16 protein-coding genes are annotated in these 19,100 nt (G+C 48.5%); 8 read left to right on the top strand and 8 right to left on the bottom strand.

Translation table 11 applies throughout. The features are described from left to right. Positions 1–12: 12 nt before the first annotated feature. From HMPREF9194_RS07475 to HMPREF9194_RS07485, 3 genes are read right to left on the bottom strand one after another with little or no spacing between them, the layout of a single operon-like run. Positions 13–1,599 (bottom strand): 1,4-alpha-glucan branching protein domain-containing protein, encoded by a 1,587-nt coding sequence (locus tag HMPREF9194_RS07475; protein ID WP_016525763.1) that lies wholly within the window; start codon positions 1,597–1,599, stop codon positions 13–15. Positions 1,600–1,601: 2 nt separating this feature from the next. Continuing rightward, positions 1,602–2,285, bottom strand: coding sequence for a DUF4912 domain-containing protein (locus tag HMPREF9194_RS07480; protein WP_016525764.1), 684 nt, complete (start codon positions 2,283–2,285; stop codon positions 1,602–1,604). A gap of 33 nt (positions 2,286–2,318) precedes the next feature. Continuing rightward, positions 2,319–2,996 carry an RluA family pseudouridine synthase gene (locus HMPREF9194_RS07485; protein ID WP_016525765.1) on the bottom strand — a complete coding sequence of 226 codons (678 nt, stop codon included), beginning with the start codon at positions 2,994–2,996 and terminating at the stop codon, positions 2,319–2,321. A 392-nt stretch (positions 2,997–3,388) separates the two neighbouring features. Between HMPREF9194_RS07485 and HMPREF9194_RS07490 the strand changes: the two genes are divergently transcribed. Next, entirely contained in the window at positions 3,389–4,570 is a 1,182-nt protein-coding gene (locus HMPREF9194_RS07490; RefSeq protein WP_016525766.1) for a hypothetical protein, read from the top strand. 4 nt (positions 4,571–4,574) lie between these two features. Here HMPREF9194_RS07490 and HMPREF9194_RS07495 read toward each other — a convergent pair whose 3' ends face one another. Beyond that, positions 4,575–5,228: a PTS sugar transporter subunit IIA gene (locus tag HMPREF9194_RS07495; RefSeq protein ID WP_016525767.1), complete on the bottom strand. Its 654-nt coding sequence runs from the start codon at positions 5,226–5,228 to the stop codon at positions 4,575–4,577. A 184-nt stretch (positions 5,229–5,412) separates the two neighbouring features. Between HMPREF9194_RS07495 and leuS the strand changes: the two genes are divergently transcribed. Next, positions 5,413–8,067 (top strand): leucine--tRNA ligase, encoded by a 2,655-nt coding sequence (leuS, locus tag HMPREF9194_RS07500; protein ID WP_016525768.1) that lies wholly within the window; start codon positions 5,413–5,415, stop codon positions 8,065–8,067. Positions 8,068–8,109: 42 nt separating this feature from the next. Here leuS and HMPREF9194_RS07505 read toward each other — a convergent pair whose 3' ends face one another. From HMPREF9194_RS07505 to HMPREF9194_RS07520, 4 genes are read right to left on the bottom strand one after another with little or no spacing between them, the layout of a single operon-like run. Further along, positions 8,110–9,027: a M15 family metallopeptidase gene (locus HMPREF9194_RS07505; RefSeq protein WP_016525769.1), complete on the bottom strand. Its 918-nt coding sequence runs from the start codon at positions 9,025–9,027 to the stop codon at positions 8,110–8,112. Continuing rightward, complete coding sequence (locus tag HMPREF9194_RS07510) at positions 9,024–9,350, bottom strand: STAS domain-containing protein (protein ID WP_016525770.1); 327 nt, start codon at positions 9,348–9,350, stop codon at positions 9,024–9,026. Before HMPREF9194_RS07510 ends, HMPREF9194_RS07505 begins: the two co-directional genes overlap by 4 nt. A gap of 17 nt (positions 9,351–9,367) precedes the next feature. Beyond that, positions 9,368–11,509, bottom strand: coding sequence for a SpoIIE family protein phosphatase (locus HMPREF9194_RS11920; protein WP_016525771.1), 2,142 nt, complete (start codon positions 11,507–11,509; stop codon positions 9,368–9,370). Beyond that, the gene (locus HMPREF9194_RS07520) at positions 11,506–12,894 is read right to left on the bottom strand and encodes a PP2C family protein-serine/threonine phosphatase (RefSeq protein ID WP_016525772.1); all 1,389 of its coding nucleotides are present in this window, start codon (positions 12,892–12,894) and stop codon (positions 11,506–11,508) included. The genes HMPREF9194_RS11920 and HMPREF9194_RS07520 overlap by 4 nt, the downstream gene beginning before the upstream one ends. A gap of 320 nt (positions 12,895–13,214) precedes the next feature. Between HMPREF9194_RS07520 and HMPREF9194_RS07530 the strand changes: the two genes are divergently transcribed. The 6 genes from HMPREF9194_RS07530 (at position 13,215) to hflC (ending at position 19,089) form a co-directional block, all read left to right on the top strand. Next, positions 13,215–13,712, top strand: a complete 498-nt coding sequence (locus HMPREF9194_RS07530; RefSeq protein ID WP_016525773.1) for a hypothetical protein — start codon at positions 13,215–13,217, stop codon at positions 13,710–13,712. A gap of 198 nt (positions 13,713–13,910) precedes the next feature. Next, positions 13,911–15,014 carry an ISAs1 family transposase gene (locus tag HMPREF9194_RS07535; RefSeq protein ID WP_016525774.1) on the top strand — a complete coding sequence of 368 codons (1,104 nt, stop codon included), beginning with the start codon at positions 13,911–13,913 and terminating at the stop codon, positions 15,012–15,014. A 68-nt stretch (positions 15,015–15,082) separates the two neighbouring features. After that, entirely contained in the window at positions 15,083–15,271 is a 189-nt protein-coding gene (locus HMPREF9194_RS07540) for a hypothetical protein (RefSeq protein WP_016525775.1), read from the top strand. Between the two features lie 64 nt (positions 15,272–15,335). After that, on the top strand, positions 15,336–17,129 hold the full coding sequence (gene pyk, locus HMPREF9194_RS07545) for a pyruvate kinase (RefSeq protein WP_016525776.1): 1,794 nt from the start codon (positions 15,336–15,338) through the stop codon (positions 17,127–17,129). A gap of 2 nt (positions 17,130–17,131) precedes the next feature. Continuing rightward, positions 17,132–18,097, top strand: coding sequence for an FtsH protease activity modulator HflK (gene hflK / locus HMPREF9194_RS07550; RefSeq protein WP_016525777.1), 966 nt, complete (start codon positions 17,132–17,134; stop codon positions 18,095–18,097). Then, positions 18,094–19,089 (top strand): protease modulator HflC, encoded by a 996-nt coding sequence (gene hflC / locus HMPREF9194_RS07555; protein WP_016525778.1) that lies wholly within the window; start codon positions 18,094–18,096, stop codon positions 19,087–19,089. The genes hflK and hflC overlap by 4 nt, the downstream gene beginning before the upstream one ends. Positions 19,090–19,100 lie beyond the last annotated feature (11 nt).

The following is a 19,100-nucleotide window of genomic DNA, read 5'->3' on the forward strand; positions in this document are numbered from 1 at the left end:
AATAAAATATTTTTATCGTTTTTTGCCGAATATCCGGTAATTCATCCACGGAAAAAGCGGAAAATCTTTTTCGGTACGCGTAAGCCATTCGGTGCTTATACTGTTCGAACCGAGCGAATCGTAGACAACGGAAAATCCGTGAATGCAGTATTTGAAAATCTCGGCGGCGTAATCGGCGTTCACTCCGGCATTCAGCATGCGCGGCCAGTCGGCGCTTTGCGCGACAAGCACTTGTTTTGCCGCAAGGTTCAAACAGCGTTCTTTTAACCCGCTGTCGGCGGAAAAGCGTTCGGCAAGATCGACCATGCGTTCGGCGGCTTTCAGCGCGTAGCGGAGAATCCACCCGTTCGATTTGTCCAGCAGATTTTCGGCATAGCCGGAACCTTCGGCGGCACTCATAAAGGGCGTTATTTTTTGCATGTCGCTTTGTTCGGGAAGGATGCGCGAATAAGACGCGCACGCAATATCGGTGCGGCTTGCCGCCTGACGGAAAACCTGTTCGAGCCAATCGACGCCTTCGTACCAGATTTGCCCCAAATCGCGCGCGTCGAAGATGCAGGCAAGAGAAACCGGTTTTTTGCCGAGTTCGGAAAAAGCCTGATCGAGGCATTCGGCCTTTGTATTTAAAAACGTTTCGGCGTCGAGGACGGTTTGCTTTGCGGCGGCGGATGAGCTGTACACGGTTTCCGTATCTTTTTGCGACCAATATTTAAAGCCGGTTGCGCAGCGCTCTTTTTGTCCCTGCAATAAAACATCCAAATCGTCCGCGGGAAACTCAAAACCGATGTCGCGGTTTTGGTTGCGGTATACTTCGTTTTTGGCAAAGCCGCCGCTGACCGCCGAGCGCGTTTTCGGGTCGCGGGCAAATACGGCAAGACCGTTGCGCACGAGAGCGGGCGAAAAGATGCCGTTTTGCGGAAGTGGTTCGGAAAACAAAAAGCCGTGGGTGTCGAGCACGGTATACGAAAAACCGTATTTGCGGATATTTTTTTCAAGACCGTCGGTATAGCCCATCGCCGGAAGCCAAAAGCCTTCGGGCACGGAACCGAAGTAAGTGCGGTGCGATATAAGACCCGCTTCAATTTGGGCGTCGACGGCTTCGTTTAATTCGCGGTAATGCGGTAAAAAGCATGAAGTTGCGGCCGTCGCCAAAAATTCCACATTGCCCGATGCGGCAAAAGCGGCAAATTTGGGCAGCAAGAGGCCGCCGCATTCGTCGGCAAAAAAGCTTTTCGTTTGCTTCAGCCGTTTAAGATAGGATTTTGACAAAGACGAAAAACCGGCCGTATGTTTTGTGCGCTCAATTTCCCGTTCGCCCAGAGCGATTAAGCGTTCGAGCCATAAACCGTATTCTTCCTGCACGGCCGGATCGTCCCAAAGGGCGCACAGAGTCGGACTTAAAACGAGCGACAGCGCAAACGGAACCTTGTCTTTTGCGAGGCGTTCCATCATTTTTAAAAGCGGAATGTACGTGTCGGTAATCGCCGGAAAAAGCGTATTTTGCCAAATAGCGGGAATATCTTTTTGCATGCAGCGCGTATAAGCCTGATTTGCAACCAAAGTTATGACAAGCTGTTTTTTTGTTTTATTATGCCGCATATTTAATCATCCGAAGAAAAAGACTGTCTGTGCTCATTGTATTGCGAGCGGATTAAATCCGGCAAACCGGATAAAGCCAAAACGGCCGGAAAGTTTTTACGCAACGAAATCGAACTGATATCGGGATGACGGTACGGAATCGGGATACGCCCGGATTGACACAGCTCCATGGGGCGGCGCTCGGAAAATTCGGCAATCAAATCTGCCCTGAGCATGCAGCTTCCGGAAGACAGCAGTACAAACTGCTCGCGGTCTTCGTCTTCGACCGATATGTCGAACACGTCGCAGGGGCTTTTATCGCTTTCTTTTTTAAAATACGAAATGCGCAGCACAAAGGATTTAAACGAACTTTCCTTTGTCGCGGCCGAAAAATCGGAACGATTTATGTCCCAATATACATAGCACCAGGCGGGGTTGCGCAAAACGGCCGTTATTCTGTTTTCATTGTACGACGACGGCAAATCGAGCGCCTTGTTTGAAACGCTTTCCGCTGCGGCGCCCGGTATGTCGCGCAGATCGGAGGCTCGCGCCCGTTCGTCTTCGACCGCCGCTTCAAGCAATTCGGCGATAACAAAACGCCGCGTTAAATCTTCGGGGATGTCGATACCGTATTCTTCGGCCAAATCGTTCAAATCGGCCGAAGATAAAGTTTCAAGATACGATCTTGTTATATCAGCTCTCTCCATAGCGCCACATGTTATCTATTTTTGACGATTCTATCAAGTGCCGAAGCCCAAACGTGCGAGAGTTTCGCTCATAAAGCCGGGAAACGGCGCTTCAAGATACGGCGGCACATCCGCCTCGTTTACGCACTGTTCGGAAAAGTCGAGGCGGATCGCTGCGAGGTGCAGTCTTTTTATGCCGAAAGTTTTGCGCAAAAAACGGTTTAATTTAAAATCACCGTATTTATCGTCGCCGGCAATCGGCGTTTTTTGCCCCGCAAGATGAATGCGTATTTGGTGCATGCGCCCCGTGCCGAGCGTCAAATCAACGAGCGAAAAACAAAGGCGCATTCCGCCCTCTTCGATATCGGCTTGCCGACGGACACGGAAAAAAGTTTCGGCTTCTTTTACGTTCCCCTTATGCACAACGGGATCGTCGATGCGCCCCTTTTGCGAGGCGAACATTCCGGTACACAAAGCGCAGTACCGTTTGCTTACCGAGTGAGAACCGATGAGCTTTGTCCATACGGCTGCGGCAGCGGGATTTTTTGCCGTTATCAAAAGCCCCGCAGTATCCTTATCCAAGCGGTGTACAAGGTAGACCTTGGCGCCCCGCTGTTCGGCAAGCAGCGTATCCACCGAAGTGCTTACCCCGGAACCGCCCTGCACCGCAAGACCCGACGGCTTGTTTATGACGCAAATATCATCGTTTTCGAATATAACGGGAATTTTCATTTGTATCACATAATAGAATATTTACCGCTTTCAGTGAAGTCCCGCCGTGTTTTCCGACAGGGATTCAGCATGAAAAGTTTAGTATAGCGTAAGACAAAAGGATAGAACTTTTTGAGTCTGAATTGCGTGGATTTTGAATGAGAAATTCTTCTTTCCCTTATTAAGAAGACAGGGCTTCGACATGACTAAAGGCCGTAAAAGAAAGCACGTTTATGAAAAAGGTGTGAAAAAAGAGACCGAGAACGGCTTATGAACGAAGTGAATTGCCTGAACGGTCTCTTTTTTTCACGCGTCTATTCGGAAGCGGATAGTTTCTTTTACCGGTTTTTGTTCATGCTGAATCCCTGTGTTTTCCGATTGTTTTTTCGTCCGTTTCATTCTATAATCTCCGTATGAATTACAACCGTGCAAAACAAAGGGCATTTTTTTTCATTTGTACGCTGTTTTTGGCCGCCGGCGTTTGTCGCCTCGCAGCCGAACAAATGTATTCGCCGACTTGGGGCTATGTTCTCGACATACCCGAAGGCTTCAGGCTCGGCTATAAAGAAGGCGCCGACAGTTATCAGTTTGAACACGAATTGTTCCCGCTTACATTGATTGTGCGTTCATGGCCGCAAACGATTTCCGCAGGCGAAAAGATGAAAGAGGTACTTGCAAAACTGAACGCTTCGGGCCAAACTCAAGAGTTTGTCTGGCATTCTCGGAATTGCGCCCTTTCTTTTTTCAGCATGAATTTGCAAAACCGAACGAACCGCGGCCGGGCAGTTATCGTTCCCGCCGACGAAGACAAGGGATTGACCCTCGTTTTAGCTTATACCCCCGAACAACAATTCGAGCAGTTTCAAACGCTTATCGTTTCAGCATTGAATTCTTTTTCGCCGCAAAGCAATAACCGCAATATAAGCGGCATTTTAACCGATTACGGCTACCCGAAAACGGGATCCTTTCAAACGAATGTAAAAATCGGAAAAACCGAAATTCCCGTTGAATTGGACAAAAGCGACAGTGAAGCGCACAATGCGCTTATCGATATCGAATACGACGTCCTCATCCGCTTTGCCGACACGCCGCTGTGGAAAGAAGCGTGGCAGCGCTATTACCGCATGATTTACCGCGACGCATACAGGCGTTTGGAAAAAACCTCCTTTTCGGTTTACAATGCGCTCGAAACCGAGCTTAAAACGGAACTTAAAGCCGGAGAGGATTTCGACAAAAAATTGGCGCAAACGCTCTTGAGCTGGGTGCAGCTTTTTCCCTACGAGCGGGAGCGCAATGCAAGCGATTTTACCGGTCTTATCGACACGCTGACGGGAAGCGGTTCCGATTGCGACAGCCGCTCCCTTTTGCTCGCCGTTCTTATGGCGCACATGAATTACAAAACAATGCTGTTTATTTCGCCGCAGTACAGCCACGCCCTTTTCGGCATAGACATAGAAAGTTCAGGCGCTCATCTTGAACAGGACGGCACAAAGTATTTACTGGGCGAAACGACCGCACGCGTGGACATCGGCCTTGTCGCTCGGGAAATGAGCGATCTTACCAAGTGGTTCGGTATTGCGGGATTGGGAAAGTAAACCGTCAGTCTTCTTTTATAAGCAGTTCGTAGGCTTCCGCGGCGGATTTTACGGCCAAGAGCCCGGTGCGCAAATCGTTTTTTTTCAGTTTTGAACTGAAAAACGAAAGCGCTTGCAGGTAGTATGCATGCTGGTTGTAGGCGGCGGCGATCATAAACAAAAGGCGCACGGGCGTGTCGTCGATCGTTTGAAAATCGATAATATCCACCTTGCTTATGCCGACGGACATTACAAGATCGGTTACCGAAGTCAAACGCACGTGCGGAATCGCTATGCCGCGCCCGATAGCGGTGGACATCAGTTCTTCGCGCTTGAGAATTTCGTCGGCAAGTTCGTCGCCGTGCTTTATTTGGGGCGCCGTACTCAAATTCTTTGCCAATTCAAGCAGGGCGTCGTGTTTTGTGGAATGATTAAGAAATACGATTCTGTCCGGCGACAAAATATTCTTTACCTGTATCCGGTTTCCGGGCGGAACGCCTCTGTTCCCGGAAGAAAGGCGCTCGTTTACCCATTTTTCGATTTCCGTCTTTTTAAAGCGCCATACGGTACCGATTTTTCCCGACGGAATCTCACCTTTTTGCGCCCAATCGTACACGGTGCGCTCCGAAACACGCAAATACCTTGCTACTTCTTCAATAGTAAGAATATCATCTTCCACCGGAAACTCCTTTTGCATTTCGACGGATATACTTGTATTATTTTGCATATTTTACGCTTTTTTGTCAAGTATTGCGGAATGTTTACGGAGTGTTTTAATGCAGTACGCTTGTGTAGCGCCGTGCGCTTGCCCACATTTGCGTATTGCGTTATAATTTCGGTAAATTGCATTCTTCGAGGTTTGTATGGCAAAATATCCCTTTGAAACGATTGAACCCAAATGGCAGCGCTATTGGGAAGAAAATAAAACTTTCCGCGTAACCGAAGACCCGGCCGTTCCCGAAGACAAACGCGCCTACGTGCTGGACATGTTTCCCTACCCTTCCGCTCAAGGGCTGCACGTCGGGCACCCGGAAGGCTATACGGCTACCGACATTTACTGCCGTTATTTGCGCATGAACGGCTGCAACGTGCTCCACCCGATGGGCTTCGATGCTTTCGGTCTTCCCGCCGAAAACTACGCGATAAAAACCGGCACGCATCCGAGCATTACAACCAATGCCAATATCGAGCATTTTACGCGGCAAATCAAAGCCTTCGGTTTTTCGTACGATTGGGAGCGCTGCGTTTCAACCTGCAGTCCCGACTATTACAAGTGGACGCAGTGGATTTTTTTGCAGCTGTATAAAAAAGGACTCGCATACGAAGCCGAAGCGCCGATCAATTGGTGCCCGAGCTGTTTAACGGGGCTTGCAAACGAAGAAGTAAAAGACGGCAAATGCGAGCGCTGCGGAACGCCCGTTACGCGCAAAACGATACGCCAGTGGATTCTTAAAATCACCGCATACGCCGAACGCCTTTTGCAGGATTTGGACGGTTTGGATTGGCCGGAATCCGTCAAGGCTATGCAAAGAAACTGGATAGGAAAAAGCGAAGGCGCCGAAGTCGACTTTAAAATCGACGGCAGCGAAAACGATACGATTACCGTCTACACCACGCGGGCCGACACCCTTTTCGGCGCGACGTACATGGTTATCGCGCCGGAGCATAAACTGGTGGAAAAACTCACTTCAAGCGCGCAAAAAAAAGCCGTCGAAACCTACGTTGACCAAGCGGCAAAAAAAAGCGACTTGGAACGCACCGATTTGGCAAAAACCAAAACCGGCGTTTTTACCGGCTCTTACGTTATAAACCCCGTAAACGGCGAAAAAATCCCGGTATGGGTGTCGGATTACGTTTTGATTTCCTACGGAACCGGCGCGGTTATGGCAGTTCCCGCCCACGATGAACGCGACTGGGATTTTGCAAAAGCGTTCCATTTGCCGATTATCAAAACGGTCGCGTCAACCGAAGAAGTCGCCCGTATCGGAGACGGCGACGAAGCGCGGGGCGCCGCTATACTGCGCGAAGCCGGTCAAAAAGCCGAAGCGGGAGAGAGCGCCTCGTACGAGGATTTAAAAAAGCGCTTTCCCGAGATTTTTTCGACACCCGATCGTTGCACCGCCGCCGACGGCTACAGTATAAACAGCGGCATGCTCACCGGACTTCCGACGCAAAAAAGTAAAGAAACCATAACCGAACGGCTTACGCAAAAAGGATTGGGCAAAAAAGCGGTGAATTACAAACTGCGCGACTGGATCTTCAGCCGCCAGCGCTATTGGGGCGAACCGATTCCGCTCGTGCACTGCCCCGAATGCGGCTGCGTACCCTTGGACGAAAAAGACCTTCCGCTCGTGCAGCCGGAAGTACAGTCGTATCAGCCGACCGGCACCGGTGAAAGTCCCCTCGCCCACGTAAGCGAATGGGTGAACTGCACGTGCCCCCGCTGCGGCGGAAACGCAAAGCGCGAAACGAATACGATGCCGCAGTGGGCCGGTTCATGCTGGTACTATCTTCGCTATTTGGATCCGCACAATACAAAAGAGTTTGCCGCAAAGGACAAAATAGAATACTGGATGCCCGTAGACTTATATGTGGGCGGCGCCGAACACGCGGTTTTGCACTTGCTGTATGCGCGCTTTTGGCACAAAGTGCTGTACGATTTGGGCTTGGTAAACACAACCGAACCCTTCCGGCGCCTTATCAATCAGGGAATGATAACGTCCTACGCGTTTCAGCGGAAAAACAAAACCCTCGTCCCGACCGACGAAGTGCGCGAGGTTCCGGGCAAAAGCGGCGTATTTGAAGAAATCGCAACGGGCGAAATACTCGAACGCGTCATTGCAAAAATGTCGAAGTCGCTTAAAAACGTCATAAATCCCGATGAGGTTATAAAAGAATACGGGGCCGATTCGGTGCGCATGTACGAAATGTTCATGGGCCCGCTGGAAGTTTCAAAACCGTGGAGTACGCAGGGCCTTATCGGCATTCACCGCTTTTTGGAAAAAGTGTGGGCGCTCGGCGAAAAACCGCTGTCGAAAAACGAAGCGGGTGCCGACTTAACCAAGCTCCTGCACAAAACAATCAAAAAGGTAAGCGCCGACACCGCATCGCTCAACTTCAACACGGCAATAAGCCAAATGATGATATTCGTCAATGAACTTTCGAAGTTGAACGAACTGCCGGAAGCGGCGTGGAAAGACTTTGTCGTTATGCTGTCCGCGTATGCGCCGCACTTGGGCGAAGAATTGTGGCAAAAAGCAGGCGGAAAGGAAAGCGTTTCGCGCGCGATCTGGCCGAAATGGAACGAAGAACTGTGTAAAGACGATACATGCACCGTCGTTGTGCAGGTAAACGGCAAGATCCGCGATAAATTCGAAGCGGACGTGAACGAAAGCAAAGAAAATCTTGAAAAGACGGCTTTGGCAACCGAAGGCGCCAAGCGCTATCTTGAAGGCAAAACGCCCGCAAAGGTTATCGTCGTACCGAACAAGCTTGTAAACATTGTCGTACGCCCCTAAGCCGCTATCGTCCGGTTCCGCCTTAGCCGCCGTTTCTTTTTGCTATGAGTTTTCGGCCGCGTTCCACGCGTGGATAAATTCGATCATGTACTGCTGCACGTCGTTAAACCACTTTTGCTGAAAGCGCACGGCAAGCGGCCCCAGATAGCGGTAGTGCCAGCACTCCCAGCGGTAGCCGGTAATAAACTCGTAGCCGTCGGGAAACGAAAGCGACCAGCCGTATTTTCCCGCATTGGCGGTAAGCCATTTTCCCGCGTTCGTTTTTGCGTACTCGTCGGTAATCGAACCGAAATCGATAACCGTTCCCAATTGGTGCTGGCTCGCACCGGGCCGAGCCGATTCGCGGTCGGCGGCTTCTTTTCCCATTTGCGCAACGTTCCGTTCGTACAGCCTTTTTTGATAAGCGTAAGAGCGGTAAGTTGAACTGACCACAAGCGTTATTCCCTGATCGCGGGCGGCATGCGCCATGTGCGAAAGCGCTTTTTCAACGTCCGAACGCAAAGAAAGGTCGTTACGGTTTATAACGTAGGCGCCCGCGCGGGCACTTTCGGCGGTAAGCGGCACAAGAGACGGCGGCACAAAGTTTTCGTCGAGCAGCACCGTTTTATCCACGCGGATCAACAGATTGTCTGTATCGGCGTCAAGCACGGCGCGTAAATCGGCTAAAAACAGCGAACGGTTCGCAAGAATACGCTCGGCAAGCGTTGAGGCTTCCCCTTTCGCATCGGAAAACGGAAGATTGCCTGCCGTTAAAATCTTTGTAAGTTTTTGTTCGTCGGAACTTTGCGGGGAACTTTGCGCGGGCGTTTGCGCGGGCGTTTGCGCAAAAGCGGCGGCGCCGCTTTTGCGCGGCGAACAGGCGGAAAAACACAGCAACAGTGCACACGCGCTTAAAAGCGTACCGGAAAATCCCGCATAACGGGAAAAAATAGGGGAATAAGAACCGAAAACTTTCATCATGCAATCTCCGTTACCGAATGAATGCGCCTGAACGTATCGTCAAAGCCGGTTGCAGCCAACGCGTCCGTAACGGCGGCCGACGGTTTAAGCAAAAAAACGGTATGACTTTTGGGCTTTCCGTCGTTAAAACAGCCGAACAGCACGCTTAAGCCGCACGAATCGATCGCGCTCACCTTCGACATATCCAACACCAAGTGCGTTTCTTTAATAATTTCATACGCCCGCTTTTCGAATTCGGCAAAGGTATACGAGTTCACGGGGCCGGTCAATTCGAGCAAAATATAGTTCGGCGCGTTTTTTTCCTGAATAATCAGTTGTTCCATACATCATCCTCAATTTATTATGCAATCTTTATAATAAGAGCGCTTGCGTCTTCTTCCATTTCTTTATCGGCGAATTCACGCACAGCCGTGCGCAAAAGACCGCAGAGTTTTTCGGCAGGCTGTTTGATATTATCCAGCACCACGCGCTGAACACGGACCTTGCCGAACGAATCGCCGCGCAGCGATTTTGTTTCGAGAAGGCCGTTCGTAACGCCGACCAGAAGGTCGCCGGAAGACAGCTGCACTTTTTTAACCTTTATGAGTGAAGAAATCTCTTCGGCAAAGCCTAAAACCCTTCCTTCTCCCTGAATTTCGATCATATTGTTGTATGTTTTATTGTACATAAACAGTGCGGCAAGTGCGCAGTTCGCGTAATACACAATTTTCGACTGCATGTCGATAAGGCAAAACATGCCGGCAAAATACGTGCCGCGCGGCAGATTTTCTCTGATAAACGAATTTACCTTTTGTATCAGCGCTTTAAAATCCTTTGTTTCGGCCAAAAACACGGGAATCATGGTTTTTAAGATCGCCATAAGCATACTGGCGTTAAGTCCCTTGCCGCTCAAATCGCCGATAACGCCGATATACCGGTGCGCGTCGAGTTTTATAAAATCGGTAAATCCGCTTCCCAAAGAACGGGCGCTCAGCGAAAAAGAATCGGCGTCGCAGCCGCCCAGCGAAGGAACGTCCGTTTTTTTATGCAGCGATTCAATAACCTGCGACGAAAAGCGAATTTCGCGGCCGACAAGGTTTATAAGCTCTTCGTTCGCGATGTTTTTCAGATAATAACCGGTTAAAAAAAAGCGCGAATAGAGGGCGTTGAAGGTTTCGTAATCGTAATCGGTGTACGGCTGCTCCAGTTTTTTGGGGCCGAGCAGCACCATGCCGAACAGGTACGCGCCTTCATTCAGCAAAATCATAACTTCGCTGCCGGTTTGTTCGAATATGTCGTACAGCTTGGCCGCAAAGGGAGAAATCGCGTGGACGGTGTCGCAGTGCGTTTTGAATACGACGCGCCGCTGAATGTTCAGCAAAGACGAAAAAACGGAATTGTTTACATCCAGTTCGATTTTATTGCCGTTTGACGAATAACGCGTTATAAGCTTGTGTTCGTCGTTTTCGGTTAAGATGGCAACACTGGTCGCATTCAAATTCTTTTGCAGAATATGAGCAAAGCGCATGTCGATCTGCATGTCGATATCGCCGAAGTCCAAAGCCGCGAATTCCGCTTCCATTCGATCGGCATAGGACGAAACGCCGTATCGTTCCGACTGAAACAGCAAAATACGTATACTGTACGCGATAAAAAACAGCACCGCCGCGGAAGCTATCGCGAACAGAAAAAAAGCGGGGCGATTGTTTTTTATAAACGGCAAAAGCAGCGTAAAAGCAAAACCCGTTCCCACGGACGGAAGAATATACATTAACGTAAACATTCCGGCGTCACGAAAAGCGGCGGAAGCGTTAAGCAGCACGGAGTTCCGCTGTATGCGGTAAAACAAAAAGAGCACGAGCGCATAGGCAAACGGCAGCAACATGATAAACAAACCGTGCCCCGGGATCGTATTCGCTCTATAAATGAGAAGAAAGAACAGCTGTCCTGCAAGCAGCGAAGCGGCAAAAAGGAGCGCTTGCTGGCGCAATATGCGGCGTGCAAACAGTTCGTACTTAAAAAGCAGCACGAGAATCGATGCGAAGGGAAGCACGTAGATAACCACCGCCTTATAGAACGAAAACCACGTTATCGGCAAAAACCAAATCGACTTACTGACAACGACGATATTGCGGTCGGCATTAAACGAAAAAGAATCGAACAAAAAGAATACGACATAAAAAGAAAGCACCGTTGCCGCCAATATAACGATGCGCCACAACGCATCACGCTTAAAATCGGGAAAACGACAGCACCATACAAAAATCAGCGCGGACTCTACGGAAGGCAGCCAAAGAAAAAAGCGGCTGAAAGCGGCGGTGAGCCCCTGCTGATTCAAAAGCAAAAACAAAACGCACAATGCCCCGACCAGAGAAGATAGAGCCTGCAGCAAAAGCATGTTGACAAAAGACCGTGTTCTGCTGTCGGTAAGAGAAAGATCCATTAAAAACGAAAGCGAAAAAACCGCAATCGCGCACAAAAGGTTCAATATAAAAAAAATCATACGGCTTCTCCCACTTTAATCGCAAGCATTGTTATATCGTCGCGTATGCGCCCCTCGCCGCTGAATGCAAACACCAAATCGGACACATCGGTTATAAATGCGCGCGCCGACTTTACAAAGCTCTTTTTTAAGAGCCGCTCGTATTGTTCCGTATTTCCCAGCTCGACGCCCGTTTCGTTCATCGCTTCGGAAACGCCGTCGGAAGCGATAAACAGCATGTCGCCGGTATACAGTTTTTGCACGTTCGGTTTTATTTCTTCCATATCGATAATACCGACGAGGCTTGCGTTCGACTTTAAAGCGCGCAGCCTGCCTCCGTCGGGCGAACGCGAAATTAAAACGGGATCGGCCATCGATGCGTTTACGTATTCCAGTGTCATCTGACGCGTATCGATAATCGCGACGAACAAAACCGTATACTTATCTTCGAGGCTCATACTTTTTATGGCTTTATCGACCGACGATACGAGCAGGCTCAAGTTCTCTTTGTTTTTAATGGTTTTAACGGTATTCATAACCAACCCCATGATGAGGGCGGCCGACAAGCCCTTACCGGATACGTCGCCGAGCATAACCAGCGTTTTTTCGTTCGTAACGGGAAGCACCGTATAATAGTCGCCGGACACGTTTACCAGCGGCCGGTAAAAAGAAGCGATATCGAGCCGTTTTATTTTCGGCATTGTCTGCGGCAAAAAAGTTTTTTGTGTATCGGCTAAAAGCGCCCATTCTTTGGACAGGGAACTGATTTCAGACATCTTTGCGATGGTTTTTTCGCACAGCTGAAAACGCTTGAATTCGTCAACCAACTTGGGAAAAATAATCGGATCGAACAGACGCGTGTATCGGCAAAAAAAGTACGCATGGCGGCGGTCGGCGGCAATGAAAAAGCCGCGGGAAGCTGCGGGATCCGAAACAAGCCCCAATTCTCCGTCAAAGAAGTAACAGCCTTCCTCCCAATCCGCCCCGAAATTTAAAGCAAGTTTTTCGATCGTCTCTCCGGCGGACGCAATATGCGACGGACTGTTGTACAAAATTCTGTTTTCGTCCTTATCGACGTATAAAACGGAAATGCCGCCCCGATCTTCGCAAACGTCTCGCACGGCTTGTATAAAATCGTCGAGCGTATACGAAAAACGGAGGCGTTCGATAAACCGCGAAAGCAATCCCGTTTCGCCGTCGTACAAGCCCTTTCGTTCAATGCGTTCGGAAAAAAAAATGTCTGCGGCGTTGCGAGCGATAAAAAATATGCACACAATAAGAGAGGCCGCGACAAACGAAAAGAGGATACCGCTGTTCCACGTTAAAAAGAAAGCGACAACCGCAAAAGAAACGCATGCGCCGATAAATAATCCGATTTTCACGGAAATCTGTTTTGTTTTAAGCATATCGACTCCAAGTTTAAAATCCCGGAAAAGAATCGGTACTTTTATATATTTTCAACACGTTGATTATAACATTGTAAAGAGAAAATAACAAGATACGGATGAAAATCGGAAAATCAAAGTTGACGATTCGATTTATTATCGGAATGTCCCTTAATTCCTCTTTGTTAAATGACCTCTGATTAATTTTCCGGTTTTCCAACTGCGCGCAATTACAAAATCATCCTCATAAATTCAAAGACCGCCGTGTTCTATCCATCCATATGAAAATTTTGTATTGACAGTACAGCGCAGATAAATTAGATTGAATACAGGAGGATTTTATGAAAAGAGTTTTATTATTGTCGGCATTAATTTTAATGACGATTTTCAGTTCATGTAAGTTTGAGCCTAAAAAAGAAGGATGGGAAAAATTCGAGCCAGAGGTATTGTACTCAATTTCTTTTAAAGGACCTTTTACATCGGATCACAAAATGTCGTATTATAAAAATAAAACAGATTTAATCAGGGCTTATAATGCATGTGTCATTGATACATTTGATAATATTGAAAAAAATTGGAATGTTAATTCGAAACTTAAATTTCTGACATATTCATCAAGCTTTATAACCTGTTCTGAGCCGAATAGCACGCATGATAAGGTTGAAACTGTCACTGTAGAAGAAGTGAAACAAAAGCTTAAAAATTATAAAAGCAGCTATGATAATTCTTGTTTTGCTTTTATAGGTTTTTTTTATGGTGCTACAAAGATTGGAATTTATTATATTGAAAACGATGAATTAAAATATTGCTGGTATGATTCATTTAAGCACGGTAAATAATTATTTTTTGTAATTATGCAGTATTATCATACTAGGTTTCAAAATATAACACTGTCAAGCTGTACACTCCCTTAGGATACGGCAACCATACAGTATACTGTATGGACATGCTGTCTGTAAGGGAGGGGCTGTGCGATATCAGGGCTTCAGCATGAAAAAAGACTGTTTAAAACTTGCAAAATATGATAGAATTTTATCATGGTGGAAGGATTTTTTGAACAGATACCGGACAGCCGACAGGACTGGAAGGTTTTACACAATATTGATGAGATACTGACAATAGTAATGAGCGGCATAAGTGCCGGTGAGAACACGATACACGGGATTTATGCATTCTCCAAGATAAAAGAACAGTGGCTAAGAGAAAAAGTCAGACTGAAGTTACCGCACGGGTTTCCCTCGTACGACACAATCAGAAGAACGCTTGGAATGATTGACCCGAAGGTTTTCCAGAAGCTTTTTATCAAGTGGATTGAAGAAAAACTTGAGCTGAAAGAAGGCGAGTACATCAGCATTGATGGAAAAACCCTGAGGGGCAGCGGGAATGAGGAGAAAAATATCTTTCCTCTGCATCTTCTGCACGCCTATAGCCATAAGAATGGCATCGTAATCGGCCAGAAAGAATGTAAGACTGACAAGGAAAACGAAATCTCCTGCTGTCCTGAACTTCTGGATATGCTCAAAATCAAGGATGCGCTCATAACCACCGATGCGATGATGTGTCAGAAGGAAATCTGCAAAAAAATCATAGACAAAGAATGCGGCTATGTACTGGCCGTAAAGAAAAACCATCCTACGATGTTTGAAGAAATTAAGGAACTGTTCAAAGGCGCTCAGAGGAACTCGTGCCAGGTTTACGAAACTAACGACAAGGGACACGGTCGGATTGAAAAGAGGATTTATTACCTTGACACTGACATCAAATGGTTCTGCGAATTAAAAGAATGGCAGGGCTTGAGGGCATTCGGCAAATGCGACAGCCATGTAATCAAAAAAGGCAAAGAGACTGTCGAGTCAAGATATTTTATTTGCTCTGTTGAAGATGTGATGGATTTTGCGCAGGCGGTCAGAAATCACTGGGCAGTTGAGAACAATCTGCACTGGTGTCTTGATGTGATTTTCAGAGAGGATGAATGTCCTATTCTCGACAGAAACACTGCGCAAAATATCGCGATCATAAGAAGGATAATCTACAACAGAATCAAAATGCAGCTTAAACCAAAAGAACAGCTGTGCTTTGGTAAACGTTCCTGTATGTACGATGACAACTACAGATTAAGGATTTTGTTTTCTCATGCGTAAGCCCTGCGCAGACCATTGACGAACTTGTTGAAACAACCAGACAAAACGAACGCTTTAGGAGCTTGTATATGTCATTAAATATTCATAAAGATGATTTACTTAGACAGGGTTCCCTTATAGGCGAAAAAATCGGATTTGAAAAGGGTGCCTATCAAAGTAAACTCGAAACGGCAAAGTTGATGAAAGCGGAAAACTGTAAGGTTTCCTTTATTCAGAAGATGACCGGTCTTTCCAAGCAAGAAGTCGAAAGTATTTAAGTTAAATATTTTGTCTGACTTCTTTCCCCTCTACACAAAGCGCATTTTGTGCTATACTTACAGCATGTCGTTACGAAAAACAAAGATTGTCTGTTCAATAGGGCCCGCAAGCAACAACGATGCTATTGCCTCAAAGATGATACGCGCGGGTATGGATATCGCGCGCTTTAACTTTTCGCACGGTACGCACGAAAGCCAAAAAGAGATGATGGAGCGCATCCGGCGCCTGTCACGCGAAATCGGCAAGCCCGTCGCGCTTATGATGGATTCCAAAGGCCCGGAAATCAGAACGGGTATCGTGCCGGACAATAAAACGATTACGATACACACGGGCGAGCGCGTCGTCGTTACCGCCGACGACAGTCCCGTTACGGCGGCAAACGGAAAGGATGCGGCGCATATTTCGCTTTCGTGGCGCGACTTGCCGAACCGTATAAAACCGGGGCACAAAATCCTCGTTGCCGACGGCCTGCTCGAACTGGACGTCGAATCCTCCGACGGAACAAAGGTTTTGTGCACGGCGGCGAATACGGCGACTATCGGAAGCAAAAAAAACGTCAATCTCATCGGATTGCACGCGGGGCTTCCGATTATGAGCGAACAGGATAAGGCCGACATCGCGTTTTCCGTACAGATGAACTGCGACTTTATCGCCGCAAGCTTTACGAGCTTTGCGAGCGAAGTGCACGAAATACGGCGCTATATCGAATCGCTCGGCTCGAATATGAAAATTATTGCCAAAATCGAAAACGAAGAAGGACTCGACAATATCGCCGAAATCGCGCAGGCGGCAGACGGCGTTATGGTTGCGCGCGGCGATATGGGTGTGCAGCTTCCGATCGAGCGCATTCCGCTTGCGCAAAAGCGCATCATCGAAGAGTGCCGCAGGGCGGGAAAGCCGGTCATCACCGCGACGCAAATGCTCGACTCGATGATCGTCAATCCTCGTCCGACGAGAGCCGAACTGACCGACGTTGCGAACGCCATCTTTGACGGCACGGATGCGGTTATGCTTTCGGGGGAAACGGCAAACGGCGCCTACCCCGCCGAGGCGGTCGAAACGATGGCGCGCATTGCGGAAACGGTCGAAGACAGCGAACAGTACTGCAAGCGCATAAAAGCCGCACTGCCGCAAAGCGACGCCGATGTAACTATCGGCAAAATTATGGCGCAAATGGCGTACGAAACGGCGGATAAAATCAAAGCGCTCGCGATTGTCGTTCCGACGATGAGCGGGAATACCGCGCGCATGATAAGCACCTTCCGCCCCGAACAGGCGATTCTCGCCGTTACGCCCGACACGCAAGTACAGCGGCAAATGCTCCTCAACTGGGGCGTCTTTCCGCTTCTTTCGAAAGCGGTTGACGACAGCGAAGACATGGTGCAAAACGCCGTCAAAATTGCGCTCGACAACGGTTTTGTGCGCCAAAGCGACCGGATCATCATCTGCGCGGGCATTCCGATTGTAAGTCCCATTCCCGTAAACACGATCCGCGTGCTGCTTGTCGGCAACGTTCTGGCAAGCGGACGTTCGGGCGGTTCAAGTTCCGAGTCGGCCCGCGTTTCCGGAAGAATCGCAAAGGCATCTTCGCCCGAAGAAGCCGTTTCGGCAATTCGGCGCAAAACGGGCGAAATTCTCGTGTGCCCTACCCTCAACGAAAACTGGATTCCGATCCTCCGCCTCGTTGACGGCGTCATCTGCGAAGGCACGAACGAAATTCCTTCCGACACGATGAAATTGATTAACACGAACATCGTTTGGATAAACGAAGCGGGAAAAGCCGCCGGCACTTTGGAAACGGGGCTCACGGTTACAATCGACAGCAAAGATTTGCTTATATATGAAGGAAGAATATAGCGATGGAATCGAAAAACCGAAAAAAAATCAGCCTGACGCCCGCCAACGTGTTGACGGCCGCATGCATCGTGTTGCTGCTGATTATTGCGGCAACGGGTTTTTATATTGTCGACGGAACCGAACAAGCCGTCGTTACCCGTTTCGGTAAATATTATACAACGCAGGAACCGGGACTGCGTTTTAAAATTCCCTTCGGCATAGACAAAAATTACAACGTGCCGGTACGGGTCGTTCAAACCGAACAGTTCGGCTTTACGACCGTATCGTCGGGTCAATCGAACCGCTACCAAAACGGTATAACAAAAGAATCGACCATGCTCACCGGCGATTTGAATATCGTAGACGTTGAATGGATTATTCAATACCGGATCATAGATCCCGCCGCATGGCTTTTTAACGTACAGGAGCGCGTGCAGACGATCCGCGACATTTCGCAGTCGGTTATAAATACGCTGGTCGGAGACCGCGCCATTTTGGACGTTATGGGTTCGGCACGTTCTTCCATCGAAGAAGCGGCAACCGAACTGATGAACGAAAACTTCAATCAATTCGGTTTGGGCATAAAGGTGATTACCGTTCGATTGCAAAACATCGTGCCGCCCGTGGGCGTCCAAGATGCCTTTGAAGACGTAAACCGCGCGAGCCAGGACGCCGAACGCTACATCAACGAAGGGAAGGAAGCGTATAAAAAAGAAATTCCGCTTGCACAGGGAAAGGCCGAACAGCAAATACAAAGCGCCGAAGGTTATGCGGTAAAGCGCGTGAATCAGGCACGCGGCGATGTGGCCCGCTTTAACGCCGTGTACGCCGAATACCGCAAATCGCCTCAAATAACCAAAGAGCGTTTGTATTTGGAAACGATGGAACACGTATTCAACGCAAAACAAAATCCGCTTCTCATAGACGGAAAACTTACGAACGTGCTGCCCATAAAAAATCTTGACGGGAAAAAAGGAGGCGAACAATGAAAACCAAAAATCTGTACATCGGCCTTGCAGCCGCAGCGGCAATTCTCATCGCCTTTTTAATGCTCGGCCCCCTGTACGTTATACAGGAAGGCTCGCAAGCCGTCATCACGCGCTTCGGCGAAATAGTGGGAACGCGGACACAAGCGGGCTTATACGTAAAACTTCCGCTTATCGATACGGTTACCGTGTACCCAAAACTGATTTTATCTTTGGACGGGGACGCCCAGCGCATTCCCACAAAGGAAAATCAATTCATTATCGTGGACACGACGACACGCTGGCGCATTACGGATCCTAAACTGTTTTACCAGTCTTTTAAAACGCTGAACGCCGCGTACAAGCGCCTGAGCGACGTTATCGATTCGGCAACACGGACGATTATTACGCAAAATCCGCTCAGCGAAGTTGTGCGCACGTCGAATCAAATCAACGACAAAATAAGGGCCGAAACGGAAGCCGCGGACAATGCGGCCGACCTGTCGTCCCAGCTTGCAATCGATTCGCTCGTAAACGCAAACACGCTCGTGGAACAGGTTACAAAGGGACGGCGCCAGCTGAGCATAGAAATGGCAAACGAAGCGCGCAAATTGGCCGGCGAATACGGCATTGAATTGATCGACATAGTTCCGCGTCAAATAAAATATTCGGACGAAATGACCGAAAGCGTGTACAACAGAATGATTACCGACCGCAAGCAGGTTGCCCAAGCCTACCGCTCGTGGGGCGAAGGCAAAAAAGCCGATTGGCTGGGACGCTTGGAAAAGGACAAAAATACGATAGAATCCGAAGCGTACCGCAGATCGGAAGAAATCATGGGAGAGGCGGACGCTCAAGCCGCGCAGATTTACGCGCAAGCCTATTCGAAGGATCCGGGCTTTTATACGTTTTGGAAAAGCATGGAATCGTATAAAAATACCGTACCGAACTTTGATGCCGCATTCAGCACCAATATGGATTATTTTAAATATTTATACACGCCCAATGCGCGCTGACGATGAATGAG

This window comes from Treponema maltophilum ATCC 51939 (genome assembly GCF_000413055.1).
In the GTDB taxonomy this organism is placed as follows: Bacteria; Spirochaetota; Spirochaetia; order Treponematales; family Treponemataceae; genus Treponema_C; species Treponema_C maltophilum.